At 41.3% G+C, this 17890-nt stretch carries 6 protein-coding genes and 4 pseudogenes; 3 read left to right on the top strand and 7 right to left on the bottom strand.

What is annotated here, in order from left to right:
* Positions 1 to 27: 27 nt before the first annotated feature.
* From V4P55_RS02380 to V4P55_RS02390, 3 genes are all read right to left on the bottom strand, one after another.
* Positions 28 to 2739, bottom strand: a complete 2712-nt coding sequence (locus V4P55_RS02380; RefSeq protein WP_455475104.1) for a DUF6990 domain-containing protein — start codon at positions 2737 to 2739, stop codon at positions 28 to 30.
* A gap of 10 nt (positions 2740 to 2749) precedes the next feature.
* Positions 2750 to 10723: a two-partner secretion domain-containing protein gene (locus V4P55_RS02385; RefSeq protein ID WP_455474849.1), complete on the bottom strand. Its 7974-nt coding sequence runs from the start codon at positions 10721 to 10723 to the stop codon at positions 2750 to 2752.
* 80 nt (positions 10724 to 10803) lie between these two features.
* On the bottom strand, positions 10804 to 12567 hold the full coding sequence (locus V4P55_RS02390) for a ShlB/FhaC/HecB family hemolysin secretion/activation protein (protein WP_455474850.1): 1764 nt from the start codon (positions 12565 to 12567) through the stop codon (positions 10804 to 10806).
* A 664-nt stretch (positions 12568 to 13231) separates the two neighbouring features.
* Here V4P55_RS02390 and V4P55_RS02395 point away from each other — a divergent pair.
* The 3 pseudogenes from V4P55_RS02395 to V4P55_RS02405 all read left to right on the top strand — a co-directional run.
* Positions 13232 to 13629: pseudogene (locus V4P55_RS02395) on the top strand (YqaJ viral recombinase family protein); the annotation flags it as partial.
* A 106-nt stretch (positions 13630 to 13735) separates the two neighbouring features.
* Positions 13736 to 13954: pseudogene (locus tag V4P55_RS02400) on the top strand (hypothetical protein).
* Between the two features lie 7 nt (positions 13955 to 13961).
* Positions 13962 to 14972, top strand: a pseudogene (locus tag V4P55_RS02405) (tyrosine-type recombinase/integrase).
* Between the two features lie 190 nt (positions 14973 to 15162).
* Here the strand turns inward: V4P55_RS02405 and V4P55_RS02410 are convergent.
* From V4P55_RS02410 to V4P55_RS02425, 4 genes and pseudogenes are all read right to left on the bottom strand, one after another.
* Positions 15163 to 15666, bottom strand: coding sequence for a methylated-DNA--[protein]-cysteine S-methyltransferase (locus V4P55_RS02410; protein WP_455475105.1), 504 nt, complete (start codon positions 15664 to 15666; stop codon positions 15163 to 15165).
* A gap of 440 nt (positions 15667 to 16106) precedes the next feature.
* A pseudogene (locus V4P55_RS02415) lies at positions 16107 to 16657 on the bottom strand (DNA adenine methylase); the annotation flags it as partial.
* Complete coding sequence (locus V4P55_RS02420) at positions 16657 to 16893, bottom strand: Mu transposase C-terminal domain-containing protein (RefSeq protein ID WP_455474851.1); 237 nt, start codon at positions 16891 to 16893, stop codon at positions 16657 to 16659. The pseudogene V4P55_RS02415 and the gene V4P55_RS02420, both read right to left, overlap by 1 nt.
* A 244-nt stretch (positions 16894 to 17137) precedes the next feature.
* Positions 17138 to 17431: a transposase domain-containing protein gene (locus V4P55_RS02425; RefSeq protein WP_455475106.1), complete on the bottom strand. Its 294-nt coding sequence runs from the start codon at positions 17429 to 17431 to the stop codon at positions 17138 to 17140.
* Positions 17432 to 17890 lie beyond the last annotated feature (459 nt).

A 17890-nucleotide genomic window follows, 5' to 3' on the forward strand; every position in this document is an offset into this window, starting at 1 on the left:
AGAAGCACCTGAACAAAAGTTTCTTTCTTATTTTTTCTTCCAAAAGCGAAAGAAGCCCCTCTGAGAAGCTTTAGAATGGGTCGGTAAGCTCTTTTCTACCTGTTCAAGCAAAGCATAACTGAGTTGTTTAGATTCTGCCACAGCTTTGGCTATCACTATTGCGCGTTCAAGATGTATCTGTTGAATGCTCTCATCAAAACCCAAACGATCCTTTGCGGCAAAGCTCTTGTGATAAAACTGCAAAGTCTCAACATCCCCTAATAAAGCCAAAGCACCAATATGCTGCAAAGCATAACGCGCATCATTCGCCTTACCAGTTGCGCTTTTTTCCCTTTGCCAAGGAGGTGTGCCATAATCAGAACGAAGAATTTCAGCAAGATCAATCTCGCTTACAGCCCATTCTAAAGTGCTATGAAGAACCTTCTTTAAGTAATCCGCACTCACCTCTGGATCAAAAATTTCCAGCCCTTTTGCTTCAAAATTAAGCTCTAAATCCGGTAGCTCTTGCGTAAAGCTAGGATCAATCATCTTGCACGCAGTAGTCAAAATACCAGTCTCTATCAAAAGACCGCTATCAAATTGCGGGCAATCTTCAATGATTTCGTCGTTATACAGCAATTCTACTTCACGATCCGCCAATTGATAAATGGCTAAATGATCGCCTTCGTCATTGAGTGTTTCAACCGACCAACCTAAACTTTGAAAAAGTGCTTTTGCACTCTCCATCGTCAAGGTTTCTTCTGCATCATCCGCCTCATCTGCCCCTTCTTCATCTTCATCAGCAGGCGCTACATCAGCAAGCGCTCCCTCAACAGATACTTCATTAGCAGATACTCCATCAGCTGGCGCTTTTTCAACAGGCACTCCCTCAACAGATGCTTCATCAGCAAGCGCTCCCTCAACAGGCGCTGTCTTCTGATCCAAACTCAAAAGTGGTGTATTTTTAGGAAAGTCAGAGCGATAATACCGAGTGAAATAAAAAAATTGATTAATAAGACTTTGTGTAATTCCTTCTGCAAAACCTAACCTGTTTCCCGCATTAAAGCTGTCCATATAAAATTTAAGCTTTTCAACATCCCCAATCAAAACAAGTGCAATAAGGTGATGCACGGCAAGTTCATAGTCACTGTTGGTTGGTAAAGCAGCATAATCATAGATGATTTGATTGACATTTTGCTGATTAGCCCAACGAAGAATATCCGTACAGATCTGGTTCAGTTTGCCTGCTTCGATTTCGCTATAGGATAATTTATACACATCATCTGCCTCTTTGAGTGGTGTATATTGAGGCATGTCAAGAAAGATCTCTCGATGCGCAGTGGAAAAACCAAGTGTGGAAAGCGAAGCCTTGAATACAATAAGAGGGGTTTCTCCTTCTGTGTCAAGACTGTAGACGATATTGATGAGACGGTCTTTTTCTAGAAAATAAGCATTACGCTCATAGTTCTTGTCCCGATAGACTGTCCAACCTATTGCCTTCAATTGCTCATCAATTTTATCAAAAACAGCTAATGCCTGCGCTCCAAGAGAAGCATCTTTTGCTTTTCTCTCATTGAGAATTTTCAAGTGATCTTCCGCAAATTCAACCGCACGGTTAACATAAGTTTCTGCGTCATCGTCATCTAAATGTTCAGCAATCGTACCCGCGGCAATAAAGTTTTGATAAGACTTCAAAACATCGATTTTACCCATCAACGCTAAACACGCTAAATGCCAAACGATGTCTTTGTAGAATTTATATTTCTGGATAAGCGCTTTGTTTTCTATTGTTGCATCTAAATCTTGAGCGTGTGCCCATTGTATCACCCGGTCAGAAATCTTGCTAACTTCTTGCTCATTCAATGTCTTGACACAAATATCAATCCCTTTATCAAAACTCCTGTAATAATTGCCTCCAATGGTAATAAAAGAAGTATACAAAACCTCAGATGATATAGAGTTATATTTCTTACTATATTGAATATAATCACAAGCGACCACAATCTCTTCAGTGGAAGTCTCTGCTTCAATATGGACATTGTACTTATCAAGGAGATGCACAAAGCCAAATTTTAACAGAACAAAACGATCGGGCAAAGACAGCCACATGTCTCCCAAATCACTAGCAACAAACCAACCTTGGGTTTTGAGAGCACGCTTGACTGCTGTGGGGTTCATCAAGCGGTTTTTTGGCTTTTTCCCTGCCAAAACATCTGCTAATTCACCATTTTTATAAGCCTGTGCAAAAAGAAGGAGACGTTTTTTCCGAGTCATTGTTTCATAATCAGAAAATTCTGGCACAAGGGCTTGGGGTGTGGACGAATCATTTTTTAAAGCCTCTACATCACCAAGCACAGCTTTTGCAGCAAGAAAATGATCGGCAGCTTTTTCGCGTAATATTTGCTCAATATCCTGTGCTTGTGCCCATGCAAGCACCCTATTTAATGCCGCTTCAACATGGCTTTCAGAAAGATCTGGGGCTGTAATCCCGAACTCCTCCTTGGTAGAAATGAGCTGATCTTCATACGGATCCCGCTTTTCACCCATATAATATTCCCAAGCAAGACAATAGGGAGCAGTGGTGAGCTCAACCATCCATAACTCCAAGCTTCCCTCGCCCCCTCCATAACTTCTGACCTTATAGCCCATGCTCACAATACGATCAGGAAAATGATACCGAGCATAGCTATCATTTGCGTCATCACGATATGTCTTCCAACCATGCTTTTTTAAAATTGCTGTGACATCTTTGGTTTTCATCATTCTTCTTTCATTCTAAACGACCTGGATAACGGATAATATCATATCTATGAATTTTTACCCCCTTCTTGAACTCATCCTTCTTCTCTTTCAACCACTCTGTATCCAATTCCTTCAGTTGTGCATCAAATTCCTCCGCAGTTTCTGTAAAATTATTTTTAAGATCCATGAACTTTTTCTGATAATCAGGAAAGGCTTGTTTATTTTCGTTAAGAAATTTCCAAAGCTTTTCCCCTGCAGGCATTGCAGTACCATTTTTATACGCCTCTCCTAAAATTTTTTGGTTTTTACTTAGCTTACCTTTACCCGTTTTTATTTCAATAAGGTTGAGGTTCCCATTCTGATCAATATAGAGAATATCGGGGCGTGAACTGATCTCAGGCTTACTCTTCTTCCCATTTTTTCTAACCTTACCATCCTTATGCACAGTCTTAAACGTGATTTCCCCTCCACATGCTACGCACCCCTCATCCCTTAATTCTTGCTTTTTTTCTTTACTTTTTTTGTCATGATGTTCCCTGTTTTTATTAGCTGTACCTTCCTCTTTTTTCTGTGGATCTTTGACCTTCTTGCCAGAAGCATTTGCTTCAGAGCTAACTTTTTCAATGGATTGGGCAGCTTTACCACTTGTTTTTATAGCAGCTGCTTCAGAGCTAACCTTTTCAATGGATTGAGCAACTTTACCACTTGTCTTTATAGCAGCTGCTTCAGAGCTAACTTTCTCAATGGATTGAGCAACTTTACCACTTGTCTTTATAGCAGCTGCTTCAGAGCTAACTTTCTCAATGGATTGAGCAACTTTACCACTTGTCTTTATAGCAGCTGCTTCAGAGCTAACTTTCTCAATGGATTGAGCAGCTTTACCACTTGTCTTTATAGCAGCTGCTTCAGAGCTAACTTTCTCAATGGATTGAGCAGCTTTACCACTTGTCTTTATAGCAGCTGCTTCAGAGCTAACCTTTTCAATGGATTGAGCAACTTTACCACTTGTCTTTATAGCAGCTGCTTCAGAGCTAACTTTTTCAATGGATTGAGCAACTTTACCACTTGTCTTTATAGCATTTGCTTCAGAGCTAACTTTCTCAATGGATTGAGCAGCTTTACCACTTGTCTTTATAGCAGCTGCTTCAGAGCTAACTTTTTCAATGGATTGGGCAGCTTTACCACTTGTCTTTATAGCAACTGCTTCAGAGCTAACCTTTTCAATGGATTGAGCAACTTTATCACTTGTCTTTATAGCAGCTGCTTCAGAGCTAACTTTTTCAATGGATTGGGCAACTTTACCACTTGTCTTTATAGCATTTGCTTCAGAGCTAACTTTCTCAATGGATTGAGCAGCTTTACCACTTGTCTTTATAGCAGCTGCTTCAGAGCTAACTTTTTCAATGGATTGGGCAGCTTTACCACTTGTCTTTATAGCAACTGCTTCAGAGCTAACCTTTTCAATGGATTGAACAACTTTATCACTTGTCTTTATAGCAGCTGCTTCAGAGTTAACTTTTTCAATGGATTGAGCAACTTTATCACTTGTCTTTATAGCAACTGCTTCAGAGCTAACCTTTTCAATGGATTGAGCAACTTTATCACTTGTCTTTATAGCAGCTGCTTCAGAGCTAACTTTTTCAATGGATTGGGCAACTTTACCACTTGTCTTTATAGCATTTGCTTCAGAGCTAACTTTCTCAATGGATTGAGCAGCTTTACCACTTGTCTTTATAGCAGCTGCTTCAGAGCTAACCTTTTCAATGGATTGGGCAGCTTTACCACTTGTCTTTATAGCAACTGCTTCAGAGCTAACCTTTTCAATGGATTGAGCAACTTTATCACTTGTCTTTATAGCAGCTGCTTCAGAGTTAACTTTTTCAATGGATTGAGCAGCTTTACCACTTGTCTTTATAGCATTTGCTTCAGAGCTAACTTTCTCAACGGATTGGGCAACTTCACTGCCTGTTTTTATCCCTACTGTTTCAGCTTCAACGGCGGCTTCGATAAGAGAATTTTTTACAAACTTTGTACTTGCTTTGCCTACAAGCTTTATACCTCCTTTGGCTACTCCAGCCCCGCCAATTACCAATGTCACGACTTCGGTGAGTAATTTTCCGACTTCCAAACCAGCATTAAAAGATCCACCAGCACCCGCTCTTTCAAATTCCTCCGTTAGGTGATCAATACGCTCTACGTAAGATTGCGCAACAACACCGACTAAATCACCGCTCGTGATCAAATCTTTAAGTGCTCCCAAAGTCGCGATAGGATGGAGCCCAATGTGCAAGAGATCATTAACGGTATCGAATAATTCAACAGGCACACCAGCAGCCACACCTGCCAAAAGAGATACATTTTGCCCACCACCAATCAGAGACCATCTTACAGAAACCTCTAATGCACACAGATAGTCAGAACACTCAGCTAGTTCTTTTTCTTTTTGAGCCTTTTGTGCGCTGCTAAGGTAATTGTTCTCTGCCGCATTGCCTGCCGCATCGGCACCGGTATTCACATCCCCGCCAGCAAGCGCTGCTGCAAAGCCCCCAGCAATTCGCGCTACATCAATGGTCTGCGCCTTAAAGTCAACAAACTGAGCATCAAACCGCGCGTTTATACGAGCCTGCTCTTCCGCGGTTAATGGTCGCCCATCTAGGTCGCCCACTTCTTCTTGGAGGATAGCTGTAACCCAGTGCTTAAATTGCAGCATTGCTGCTGCTTCCCCCACAGCACCACCAATAGCACCAGCAGAACAATCGCCGCTGGCTGTGGAGCCTACCAGACAACCAAGCCCCGCATGGGCAACAATCTGCGTAACCGTGTTAATCTTGCCCTCAGCCTTAGCCGTGCCAATTTCTTCAGCAAGGGTTTTGCCAACAACCTCAGACAGCGCTGTACGAAGGTTCGCTAATAGGTTCTCATCTAAAGAGCCACCTTCAAGAGCAGTCTGAATACCCGTGCTAATAACCGCTTTAACGATATTTTTTTCCGCCTCATGGGTGATACGCTCTATCACCGGAGCGGTTTTAGGCAAGGATTGATTAACTCCTGCCATCGCCGTTGCTTGGCTGGTTAAGCCTACTGTGACCATCGATGACACAATACTGAGAACAGCCTTCGAAGAACCAAGCTCTTGCAGCACAGCGCCAATGTTACCGCCATTATTGATTAAAGACACAGCGCCTTTGTTAATCAGCGATTGTACACCTGCATTGATCGCCGCACTCATGGCTGCGTTCGAACCGACACCCAAAGCTCCTGTTATAGCGCTAGCTGCAGTAGAGGCTGTTCCTGAGGAAAGTGCCGTAACAACCAATGTTACAAGAGCGGCTCCTGCTTCTGTCAATCCTTGGCTCTTATAATCCCAGTCTTCAAACCTCGCCTCGACAGCTTGCCAATTCACTTGTTGGGCTAAAATGGCATCATCACGCAAGTGCTTGATCCATGACAGCTCTGGTATGCGTGCCAATTCATCAAGAGATTTTTCAAAACTGCCTGTTTTCTCGTATTCAACAACAATGCCATTGCCGGCATCTATCTTAATGCCACCTCCAGCTTCCATGGACACATGATGGATGCTTTCTTCCAACTGTCCTTGGTCGCGCTCACTCCACCAGAAGAGATTTTCATCATGCTGGAAACTTTGCTTAAAATCTTGGTCTTTGGTGCTCAAAAGTTGTATCTGACCTCGATCTGCCTGCAGATGCGTCTCACCACCACTTTTCAAGCCCGCGCCAACAACCGTAAGAGCCCCTCCTTGAGCATGAACCGAAAGCTTGCCACCAGCTTCTACCGTCGTTTTGACTGTTTTAACTTCTTCTGAATGTTGATGAGAATGGAATTTCTGAGAGAATAAACCACCTTTCTTCGTCCTCTGAACTTCCCAATCAGAACTGCTAACATCTTGCACCGAAGCTAAGGTGATATCCCCTCCAGCCGTAAGCTGCGCATCACCTTCTGCCTGAAGCTTGGCTCCTTCAAGGCTAAGATCACCGCCCGTTTGAATCGTCAGATCGCCACCACTGTTGAGACCACTTAACTGATTATGATAGCTTTGGGCGTTAAAAAAACTGTCTTCAAGCGTCTGTGCCTGAGCGCTTTCCAGCACAAAGGCACCAAATGTAGCGGAGCCATCAACCGTCAGCGCCATCGAACCGCCACTGATAAACTGCCCACCATACGCACTCAAATCGCCAAGGGATTGAATGCTCAAATCATTCACCGCGATGATCTGTGCCTTTTGCCCATTTCGATCAATAAAACCATATTTATTCAAATCATGGATCTTGGCTGTATTATTCATCACTGTCGCTGCAGTGATAGCAACCATATTGCCCTGAACAATCCCTGAAGAGTTGATAAAAAGGTCGTCACTGGTAATCTCTACGGCACCGGTTCCAACCAAAAAACCTCCATCATTCAAACCGGTTTTCGTCGTCGTAACGTGGAGCCCTCCATCACTCACCACGGCACCACTATTGACAAAGCTCTCTGCTGTTAAGGTGAGACCATTTCCTTTTAAACGCGCACTAGCAAAGTTCTCTTGATGTGTCCCTTGAACAGAAGAAGAGTTTGGCGCCAAATAAACACGTGGCACCAAAACATTTTGCCCCCCCACATTATGCGTCTCAAGCCAGATAATATCCTTTTTGAGCCCAGCAATTTGCTTGGGTGATAATGGATCCCCTAACTCTAATCCCAACAAAGCTTGCTGTTCGACGGCGTTGTCATAAAGCCTCTGTATTTGGGCATTGGGATCATCAATTCCAAAAAGACTATGATTGCCTGTGAGCTCAAAAATTTGCTCATTCACCAGACGATATTCAAAATGCGCATCCCCCAGCCTTTTAAATTCTTGCCCAAGCTTAAAATCAAGACGATCTAAAAAATAATCAGAACCCAAAAAATGACCGGGGTCGATAAAACCTGGACGCGTTTCTATCAAAAATGGCGCTTTCGGAGCCTGAGCGCTAACAAGCTCTGTCTTTACAGGTGGAAGCGCATCTGGCGTGGGCGTCCAAACAGATTGGAGCCCCTCTGTTTGAGCAGAAGGGTGAAAAAGCGCTGTATGACCTGCCAAACCATCGATCATGCCATCTAAGCGCTCATCGCTGATCAGAGGCATCCCTTCAAAATCAGCATTTCCAACCCCAAATACCCCTTTATCGCCTGAGCTTAAGCCAATTTGATCAGCTGCCTCACGCACAGCAAGATTGTCAAGATAGCCTGTTACCTCAGCATCAAGAACACCTCCAGATTCAATCGTGCCATAAACAGCATCATAGGTGTGGGAGATGATCTCTGTACGAGCAGGATCAACCCATTCCTCTGTCGTGTCCAATAGACATCCCAAATTCCCTACTGTGCAATGCTTATACCTGTGGCGTGTTTGTCTCACAATATTCGTTGTTTCGATTAAATCTCGCCCCTGATTGAAGAAAGAATCCGCACGCACAACAATATTGCCATTGGCTGCAATTAAGCTGTAGCTATTGTTGACATCATCAGCATTAATCGACAGGTGACGTCCAGCTAGAATTTGTCCAGCACTATTGATTAAATGAGATTCTTCACGGATGATCGTGGTTTCAGTCGTGGTCTTATCAGTGTAGTGTTTAATTCCATGACTTACGAATTCCCCTGGATCGTAACTATAACCAACCACTTTATTGGTAATTTCGACCCCACCTTCGCGCATATTGGTAAGCGTAGAGACGTCAAAGAACATATCCCCTGACACGGCTTCCAAAAGACCAGAATTGTTGATCACATGACCTGCACGATCTCCATTTAAACCACGAATGGAGAAATTATCTTCAGCTATGACATCGCCAAATTTATTGATAAAACTTCCATCTAAAGAAATGGCTGCAGATTTCTTAGCGTAAATTAATCCACTATTGTGAATATCCCCCACCACATGAAGTGCTACATCTGCACCACTGGAACCAAGCGAACCAATATTTTGTAATTGCCCTGCTGATAAAACAAAAGCACCCCCGCTTTGCAGGATCCCTTCAGATGCATTCACAACAGCAGCTTGTTGGGGAAAAGCAGCTTGGTGAGCAATGACTTGAAGATGCAATTCATCAGTTGCAATCAGCATGCCTTGATTGATGAGCGAACCTGCATGCGCATTAACAGTATCACCGCGTATCGTACCAAGATTGGTAATCTTATCATCAACCTGAAGAGTTAGTGCCCCGCCGTGCGCTTCCACATGACCAGCTTGCGTAAGAACATTAGCACTCAAGATAACATCATGACCTAAAAGCGTGCTATCCGCACCAACTGTGAGGACACCACCAGCTGTCAACGAAACCTGCTGCACGCTAACGATATCACCCTTGTTGTTTAGTGCTCCATGGGAGTGCAGTGTTACCACTCCATTGGATAAGAGGGCTCCTTCTTGGATCAGCTGACCACTATGCGTATAAAGACCGATTTCTTGTCCCGCGGCTAGGTTGGCGTAAGAAGATAATTCAGCCGCTTCTGCTAAAAGAGAGCCTCCTGCGCTATAATGACCAGCCCCTATGGTGAGGCGGTCCTCTGCTTTCAGAATAACACTCCCACTCGCTCCAATATGATTGTTTAAAGCTGTGATTGTATTGGTTTCAAGCGTCAGATTGCCAAGGGAAGATACCCCTGTCTGATGGTTATCTTCAGCACGGCTTAGATCTATTGTCTCTGCTTGGATCCACAGAAGGTCACCTGACGCTATACGTCCGCTTCCTGCATCAAGCTTGGATGCCTTTAAGTGTAAAGAACCTGTAGCAGACTGTTGACCATCATTGCCAATTCCACTTGCCAGAAGAGCATCATGCTCAAGCTTGATGACAGCCGAATTGACATCAACAGCACCGCTCGCTGCAACCCGTGCATGATCAACCAATTCGACTGCATCAAGCGCCTTAAGCCCAACAAACGATTCTGAAAATAGCAAATTTTCTACACGAACACTGGCGTGATGTGATTGCGCCTTCACAGGACCTTTGGCACGCGCTTTGGCAATCACCAACTTGCCATCGCTCGACAGTTGCATGGCGCCCGCATTGGAAACCATAGAGCCATGCATTTTAACTCCAGCGCCTTTATCGTTGGCAATAACGCGAATCTGACCTGCATACATCCCGCCAAAATCACTGGAATCAATCGCCAATTCTGGCTCTTTGCCATCCGTGCCAAGCGATGTGGCTTCACGCTTGTCATAAGCAAAATTATTGCGACCTGCTATAACAGACAAATCACCTTTGACCTGAATCGGACCCGCTACGCTAATCTTGCGCGAAACAAGATCAAATATATCCAACACGCGCCCATCCGCACCTTGCGCGCCAATGGTGATTGCACCACTTTCAACCCGAAAACCACTTAAAATCCCATCAATGCCAATGATCGGTTTGCCAGTTGATAAGGTCACCCGCGGTGTATTGATAAAGCCGCAACCGTTACAAGTAATCCCATTGGGATTGGCAATAATAACATCAGCTGATTGCCCATGGACCTCACTCACTCCCTCAAGATGCGAGTGATTGCTACTCACCACTTCGTTCAGAATAACCTTTGCCGCACCAGTATCACGCAAATTACCGTTGCCAAAAACCAAACCACCAAGCTGTGAACGTGAAATGTTCTCGGTGGAATTATTCAAAATCACACCATGAACATCAACATTGAAACTGTCATATTTATTATGAGAAAGACCCTGATTATTGGGACGAGCTATATCTATTAGCACAACACCATTGTTTGCTTGCCCAATCGTGGGACGGGTAGAAAAACTCTCCCCTATAGCCGCTTTAATTCCTTGAATGGTTGGGGATGGTGAACTTGCAGACCCCATCATTTGAGCTTGTGCTAACAGTGGATAAAATGCCACGCAAAAGCTTAAAACAAGCGAAAGACCCTTATGCAATCCGCGCTTCAAAACGCCAAAAACATACCGCAAAAAAACGCTTCCACACGCAAATCTATCTCTTGTACCCCGCATCTTTCCCCCCATAAAATCTGATAAATCTCTCTTCGCAAAAAACTGATAACTCTAAATAACTAAGAAAACTTTCTCAAAACAAATCCCTTATCCTAAAACCTTAACAATGCCCGCATTTGAAAAACTCCTGTCGCATTTTCATGCCTTAAAGGCGTCAATGCACTCAAAATATTTGAATAAGACACATCAAAATCTAAAGTCTCTCCTGTTTCATGGAATCCTAATGTCGCCCCAACTAAGTTACCACCAAAACTGTTTTTGAGTGGATTATTGGCTGCCTTTCCCAAATCAAGCGCCACATAAGGTGCAAATCGTTCCATAAATTTACGCCCCATATCGGATGCAAAACCTGGTAATAACAACGACAATTCATTGCGCCAAAACACAGCATTATTGCTGTAGTAAATAGCCTCACGCACCCCACGCACAGAAGAGATACCACCAAGCGACATTTGCTCTGAGCTAAACAACGTATCGGGCGACAATTGTCCTGCAAGCAAAGTGTTATAGCGAAAATTCAACTGGCTTAATGAAAAGGAACGTGCATAATCCAAAGAAAAAGACAATTTTAAAAATTGTCCTTTGGGTGCGTTTTTTGTTGCAGTTTCTTGGATTGCATCATTATAAGCGCCAAGAATCGTCAGTCCCTTATGAACGCCTATATTAGCGTTTAATGCACCTCCCGCCCATGCGCGCGAATGGTTAAGCTCAAATGTAGCAACGGCCAATTTACGGCTTGAAACATCAACCTTACTACCCATAATAAAATTATCGGTATATTTCCATGTAAAATACCCCGCAACCTTCGTCTTTCCCTCTTGATCACGGTGAATAACATGCGAAATCCATGGTGTAAGAGATAAAGACTTACCTGAAGTCATAATATCTGAAAATATTCCTTCTATAGTCGAGTGATATTGACTCCAATTGCTATCAAAACCCGCAGACCAATAACCATAGGGAATAGAAAATGAACCAGTTATCGTATCACTATTGGGGCGCTTTTTTGAAAAGTGATACGGTTTGCCATCCGTAGAACGCTGATAACTAAACGACCATTGATCATTGAAACCTAACAGATCATCAAAAACAAAACTAAGACGCGTTTGATAAAGCCCTGTTCCCTTAGAGCCAAGATTATCACTAGAAAGAGTGAATAACCAAGGTTTTTGTGTGTCCACATGAATATCAAGAACGGATCCACCAGAAGTACTGCCAGCCCCAAGACTAATAGTAGCTCGACGAGAAGCAAGGCGATTGATTTGATCAAGCCCTTGTTCAATATCGCGCAGATTGATTGGCTTACCAAGCAGATTTGGAAAAGCTGTGATGATTTCACCTTGATAACTTCTCTCAACTTTGTGCCCATCAAAGATTATATCTTCTACTTGACCTTCAACAACAACAATTTTTAGACGACCACCACTTAAATCTTGCTCAGGCAAATAAGCTCGTACAGCAATATAACCGCGTTTGATATAAAGCATGGTTACAGCTTTGAGCACTTTATTTATTTCGTCAATGCCCAAACACCGCCCCTCCCAAGGAGCTGTTGCGTAATGAAAGTCAGCATAAGAAATTAACTGAACACCAAGAAGCTCGATAGTTTTTATCATCAAACATGTTTTATGCGTCGAAGTACTATAAGGCAGCACTGTGGTTTCATCATCCTGCAAAGGTACATCAACATCACGCGCTTCTTTCCCCTTGTACAATTGTTGTAAACGCTGTTGTTGCGTTTGTTGACGCTGGATTTTCTCTGATTGATTAATTGCAGCGTCATGAATATTTTGTGCAAAACTCCGCGAAAAAAAAAACACAAAAAAAGCAAAATAAATACAAAAAAATCTGCGCATTAATCTTTGCTTTCATTTTGAGAAGCAAAATGAACAGTCTCATTATCGTAAAAAAAACTGCCAACTGTATAATAATCTTTTACTGTTTTGATGAGATCAATTTTTTTTAAATATAAATAAAAAGTATGAACTGATTCATACACATCAGCTTTATCAACTACGTAAACCAATCACTCTTCCCCCGCTCTAGATTTTAATCCCCCTATTAAAATGTAAACTTACGCATTACACATTCTTTTAAAAGAGAGCTATATAAGATTATTTTTATAATAAAGTAAAAGATAAGTCTATTCTTCATTGGCTAAATTGGCGGCTAAGTTGGCTAATGCTAATACCGACTAGCTCCATCCATCAAAGAATGTTATCTTCACATCACTCGGCTATAAAGATATTTATCTGCATATCAATAATAAAAGCATACAACCATACCTAATCATATTTTAATAAAGTGATTCCCAATTTATCATAAATTATAATATAAGCTACAAACGAGTATTCTCGCTCCTACTCACTTCACTTTCAGCTTTCTTTTATCAATTCATCAGCAAGTTGTATGGAAAACATTAGTTATTAATGTGTTAATATACTATCAATTTTAAAATCCTATAACTAGCGATAGGTTGCGCTGTTATCCCCACAACAATCCTAACCTTCAGGAAAGTACCTTTTGCAATATTTTTTTCTAAAATTTTTTTCTATAATAAGGTGCGGTTTTGTACCGCATCCAACAATAAAAATGGCAGGAGCAAGGCCTGATGGTCTTATTGGAGAACATGGCTTAATCGAAGTCAAATGCCCAAGATCAACAACTCATATCCGCTTTTTTATCGATAACGAAATCAAGCCTGAATATATCACACAAATGCAATTCCAAATGGCTTGTACGAAGCGTAAATGGTGTGTTTTGTAAGCTATAATCCACGCTTTACTGACCAATCATCACATTTACGCCTCAAAATACGACGCATATACCGTGATGAAAAACACATATACAAAGCTGTTGAAACGTTTTTAATAGAAATAGAGCAAAACATGCAGCAAATATTGACTCAAGCCGCTTAAACACTATGGGAGTGTTGTTCCGCACCCCTGCCCTTTCACAAAAGCTTTTTATGCAATGCGCGCTTCGCTCCACAGATGGATTGCATCTAAACTTAAGAGAACAGATATGGCACACCGCCAACCTACCATAACACAGCCAGCATTGCTCGCGCCATCAGAGAAGCTAAAAAGCAAAGGTGCGAACTAATAGACATTTAAGCCCACTGGTGAATTGTTAATCTATCTCAAAACCGGAATCGAAATCCCTAATACGGCAACACATCCAAACAGCTTATCAGACTTGTCAAAAAATGAGTATTACGAAGTTTTTCTCTCTAAGATGTAAAGTTACTATGCCAAAACCACATCCTCCTCATCTTATCAAAGAAATTACACGCTATGGCAAAACTATATGGTATGTGCATATTGGTCATGGGCAACGAATTAGAATCCAAAGGGTATATGGAATGCAAGAATTTGTCGATAACTATAAAAGCGCTCTAGTCCAATCACAAGAACTCATACTTCCTAAATCCAAACCAGGGAAACTTGTTGAAGGTTCCTTTGCATGGCTTCTCAAACAATATTTTAATAGTGTTGATTGGCATCGCCTCGCTAAAGCCACAAAAAACTCATTTTGATGAAGGTGTGCGATTCCATAGGAAATATTCCATATAGAGAAATCAAAAAAGCACATATTACAGCAGGAGTTGAAAGACGTAAAGAAACGCCAGCAATGGCTAAAAACGTTCTGAAAGCTTTTAGTGAGCTTTTAATTGGCAATTGAACAAAGGCTTTTAGCAGACAATCCAGCAGCAGAAATCAAAAAAACAGCTCTCAACAATAAAGACGGATTTCCAATTTGGACAGAAAAAGACGTTGAGAAATATTATCAATGCTGATCTCTGTCGAAACGCATGAACGCATCTTGATGTTTTACGAGCTTGCATCGTAGTAATTGCAATACGAATTGGCTGGAAAGATGTAAAAGATGACATTATTCATAGAAAAACAGAAAAAAATAAATTCCAAAAAGATGTTTTTCTTCCAATCTTACCTGAATTAGCAGATACACTTCAAACTAGTCCTGTCAGAGATAAAACGTTCATTTGCGGTAAAGGCATATAAAAAAATAACAAAGAAAGCTTTGGCAATCTGTTTCATGAAGAATGTAATGCGGCAGACATAAAAAAAATCAATGCAGGAACTAAGAAAATTAGCAACAACACGTGCCATAAATTCATGTGCAAGAGTCTCACGCTTCAAAGCAAGTTTTAAACTGAACAGAAGACAGTATGGCATCTCTTTACACAAAGAGCGCTGACCAGAAAAAGCTTGCTTTTGAATCGATCAAAAAGCCCTAGAAAAATGAGAGATAAAGTTCCAAAAAACTTATTAGAAACAATAATAGTAAAATTTCTTCATTTTATAACAACTCACCGATTTTACTAAAATTAGGCGTGCCTTGTTGACATTACACAAAGAATAACTTGAAATCATTTTTAAGGAAAAGAAATGCACAATTGTAAACATTGCAATTGTAATTTAGCAAAATTAAATCTTAAAAAAGCATTCTCGTCGTTCCCGTTGCAGTAAAATCTGTTTCCGTTTAACACCCCAACGATAACCTGAAAGAGCACCATTTTTGCGCACCACACGATGACAAGGAATGACTAATGCCAATTTGTTACGCGCACACGCATTAGCGACTGCTCGACACGCTTTCGGCATACCAATATGCTGCGCTAATTCTTCGTAACAAATTGTTTCACCACATTGCACTTCGCGTAACGCACCCCATACTTTCTGCTGAAGAACTGTGCCACTTATATCTAATGGCATATCATAAGGTCTTATCAACTCAGGCGTTTCTATCATTGTTGCAATGTGCGCTACTTCTCTACTAAATATGTTATCATCGATATTCTCTTGTACACTGGGAAAATATATCCTAAGCTCCTGTAATAATTGTTCGGTAGTATTACCTAAAGCTATATTACAAATCCCCTTATAAGACTTTGCAACAAGAAGCCCTCCGATTGATGTATCTCTCACCATCACAACAATTGCACCCTGCATGCTTTTATTTTTAGGCATTACACGACTATCTTAAAAATATTTGTATCTGAAAATATGTACATTTCTCTAATAACATTGAAATTCTATACGTAAAAAACATCCCCTTTCTAACAAATCTTACCGTATAAAATATAGCATTACCTAAACAAATTGAGTTTAATTTATCATAGCTTGTAGAATGAAAACAATCAGTTGATGAAAGAAAATCTCTCTTTCTTCTTCCATCAAAAGCGCTAACCGTAGAAAAATAGTTTTTGAATCAATAAAAAATCTCCAAAAAAGTAAGAAAACAGGTGTCAAACGCGCTTCTATACACTGTAGCTTGCCACCTCGTTTTGCACCAATTCATTTTTTTTTAAAGGGTTTTCAAGGGGTCTTTAAAGGGACTTTTAAACCCCCTCAAAAAGTCTTTTTTTCTATTAAAAATCGCAATTTGCGATGATTAGTTCTTTGGCGATAGCATTATTTGAACTGCCACATGAATAAGATGTAGTGACCTTTTTTAGATTAAATTGACTAAAGGTTTTCTGAATTTCTGGTACATCATTTAAAGAGAGAAGAAACTTGCCTTTTAATTTCGCAGGAATCGTGGCCATCGCATGATAATCTTCTCATTTAAACAAGTCTTTTCCATAATAATCCCAACACCCCAATAAGGCGGATCAAGATAAAACAAAACGTTTGATTTATCATAGCGCAGCATAAAGTCTGACCCATCTGTATTTTCAATCGTAATCCCTGCCAAGCGCTGGTAAATAAGCTCTGGTAATGCTTCGGCTTAAAAATAATTAAATCGTGCACCACAGCTCGTTTCAACGCCAAATGTGCGCTTTATTACCACTTTGCCGCTAAAACTTGACCGTTGCAAATACAAAAACCGAACAGCAGGCTCTAAATCGATTAAATCCTTTGGATCTTGTCGTGAGAGACGTTGAAATGCTTCACGGCTACTGATCGTAAAAATCAACATCAGAAAGACAAGACGCAATACAAATTAAAACGGTTATTCAGGTCATAAACCCGCAAATCTTGATGTAAATTATCTGGATCAAAACGGACAATCACTTTTTGACTCGCATGCTGATTAAGCGCCTGCGACCAATAACGACTACCATAAAAATGAATCTCCCCCGTCCCTTTCTGAGTGCGAAGTGCCTCTGATGTCAAAAAAGCCACAAAGCGCGTTGTGCTTTTATCGCTTGACATATTAATCGTGCCCTCGGCCTGTAAATTTTCTTCAAATATGACATCAAAACTCAGGCCCGCACAATTGACTGCTTTCCATCTCTTTTGCGCATTATGCTTTACAATTTATGCTTCAACATACGCTTTGAACTCTTTAAACATAACCGCTCGTGCACCGTAATCTTCAGGCTTGGCATCAGGTTTATTCCCGTATAAGCGCCTGCACAGAAAGGATGTTTGGAAATAGCTTCAGCTATAAATCACATCATGTTCGCTCAATTGGCTTGGATTGCCCGCTATAAGGCGTTGTCCATTGCAGTTTAATACTCAATGTTGTCAAAAGACCTTGCGGATCATCTGGTTTAATTTTAAACCGAAAACGGTTTTGTACACCCCCCGAAATCCATTTGCTGGTAAAGGCGCGACCATTATCCAAGGTCATACGCTCTGGTATCCCATAAGCAGAAACCATATCACCAATAACCAAACGGACAATTTCCCAAGTCTCAGCATCCGACAAACGCCACGATAAAATCTTACCAGAATAAAGATCTTGAATGGCTACAAAATAAAGCCGAACAGGTTTTTCTGCCCAAGAAACTTGAACAAAAACATCTAATTATGCCCATCCATATTCACTGCTTACAAAGCATGAATGGCAGACCAATCACGTCGTTAGGCAGGATACAGTTTCTTTGCCTTTTTCTTCACCATCACGCGCTAACGTCACAACCACTTTTCAAATTTTTTCTTTGTTAAAACGATGCCGTAAAGCCTGCTCAGAAGGAATGGGAACCCAACCTTTTTCCTGTGCAACCGCAACCATATCCGCCGATAACATGCCAAAAAATCCGGCTTAGAAGAATGTCAATAATCCGAACATAAAACCTCCCAAGCTTGCTCATGACATACTGTAAATTGTGAATAATTATCCTCACCGCAAGCGGGTGCTAATACTGCCAACCAATCATTACAACTATAACCTTCTACCCTCTCGCGCCAATTAAAAAGTGACCTG

Source organism: Bartonella sp. B30(2025), assembly GCF_053793825.1.

Coding starts and splice junctions, on each gene's coding strand:
- V4P55_RS02390 (WP_455474850.1), bottom strand. CDS start 12,567: ATGCGCAGATTTTTTTGTATTTATTTTGCTTTTTTTGTGTTTTTTTTT.
- V4P55_RS02385 (WP_455474849.1), bottom strand. CDS start 10,723: ATGGGGGGAAAGATGCGGGGTACAAGAGATAGATTTGCGTGTGGAAGC.
- V4P55_RS02420 (WP_455474851.1), bottom strand. CDS start 16,893: ATGTCAAGCGATAAAAGCACAACGCGCTTTGTGGCTTTTTTGACATCA.
- V4P55_RS02380 (WP_455475104.1), bottom strand. CDS start 2,739: ATGAAAACCAAAGATGTCACAGCAATTTTAAAAAAGCATGGTTGGAAG.
- V4P55_RS02410 (WP_455475105.1), bottom strand. CDS start 15,666: ATGGTGAGAGATACATCAATCGGAGGGCTTCTTGTTGCAAAGTCTTAT.